We start from the raw sequence: 1,654 nt of genomic DNA, 5'->3' as shown, positions 1-1,654 counted from the left end.
GGGCAGATTCTAACGGTCGTTGCAACACCCCAGATCTTTGGGAGTTGCAACGACCGTGTCGTCTTTAACGAAGAAATCACCAACCAACAAGAATCCTTCAGGCCCCCGGAAGTACTCCTCCGAGGATCGCGAGCGATTCCTGGTGGTCCTGGACCGGACGGGGAACGTTTCCGCGGCGGCCACCGAGCTCGGGTTCAATTCCAACAAGTGCTACCAGTGGGCCCGCGAACTCACCCCGGATTCCACGTCCCCGGCCAGTGGCAGCAAGGGCAAGAAGAAGACCAAATACACCCAGGACCAAAAGGACGGATTCTTCACCGCCCTGGACCGGCTGGGGAGCGTGTCGGCGGCAGCCCGCGAGGCCGGCATCCCCGTGGGAACCTGCTTCCAATGGGCGCGCAAGGCCGGTGTGGCGACGGTGGTGTCGCACGCAGGGAAGCGGGAGGAATACCTGCGGCTGCGCAGCGCTGGAGCGACCCAGAAGGCGGCGGCAGCGGCGGCGGGGGCAAACGTGCGCACCTGCCGGGACTGGGAGAACGGGATTCGACTGTCCCACGGCCGACGCATTTACCCGGACGGACGGGTCATCGACTACAAACAAGGGGTGACTGCTAACAATTCGGTCGACGGCTTGGCCTACGCAACTCCGTTCCCGGGGCTTGCCGCGCTGGAGAATCCGATCAGCGACCGCTACCTCTCCCTGCCCGAACGCGAGCAGATCCGCGACCTGCTGGCGGCCGGCTCCTCGCTGCGGGCCATCGCGCGGGCACTGGGCCGGCCGGTCTCGACGGTGAGCCGGGAGATCGCCCGCAACACCGGCCCCAACGGCTACCAGCCGTACGCCGCGCACCGCGCCGCGGCCGGCCGCCGGCCACGCCCCAAGGCCAGCAGGCTCGCCTGCGAGGGAACCTTGCGGAAATACGTGGGGGCGAAGCTGCTCCTAGGCTGGTCACCGGAGCAAATCAGCAACCGGCTGAGGAAGCTGCTCCCCGACAGGCTGGAGTTCCACGTGTGCCACGAAACGATCTACCAAGCGCTCTATCTGCAGGCCCGCGGCGGACTCAGGCGGGAGGTCGCAGCGGCGCTGCGCACCGGCCGCGCCCGCCGCAAGACCCGCCGCGACCCCGAGGCGCGCACCAGCCGGTTCCGCGACCCGATGGTCAACATCTCCGAGCGTCCCGCCGAGATCGAGGACCGCGCCGTGCCGGGGCACTGGGAAGGGGATCTGATCACCGGGACGCTGAACCAGTCCGCGATCGCGACCCTGGTCGAGCGGAGCACCCGCTACGTCATGCTCGTCCACCTCGAGGGCGACCACACCGCGGCGACGGTCCGCGACGGGCTGATCAAGACCATGGGCGGGCTGCCCGAGTTGCTCAAGGGCTCCCTGACCTGGGACCAGGGCGCAGAGATGGCCACGCACAAGGCCTTCTCCCTGGCCGCCGACATGGACGTCTACTTCTGCGACCCGGCCAGCCCCTGGCAACGCGGATCCAACGAGAACACCAACGGGCTGCTGCGCCAATACTTCCCCAAGGGAACCGATCTCAGCACCCATGGCCCCGAGGAACTGGAACGGGTCAGCCGCCTGCTCAACGGACGCCCACGCAAAACGCTCGGTTGGGATACCCCAACCGAGCGCCTGCGTGAACTA

Annotated in this window: 1 protein-coding gene; it reads left to right on the top strand. The window is 67.4% G+C overall.

What is annotated here, in order from left to right; all coding sequences use genetic code 11:
* Positions 1 to 451: 451 nt before the first annotated feature.
* On the top strand, positions 452 to 1,654 hold a 1,203-nt coding region (locus ACLQ7E_RS15675; protein ID WP_411733511.1), incomplete at its 3' end, for an IS30 family transposase.

The sequence above is a fragment of the Paeniglutamicibacter sp. genome (genome assembly GCF_046714615.1).
Classification (GTDB): domain Bacteria; phylum Actinomycetota; class Actinomycetes; order Actinomycetales; family Micrococcaceae; genus Paeniglutamicibacter.
The sequence above is the reverse complement of the archived record's forward strand: the minus strand, read 5'-3'. Positions and strand labels throughout refer to the sequence as shown.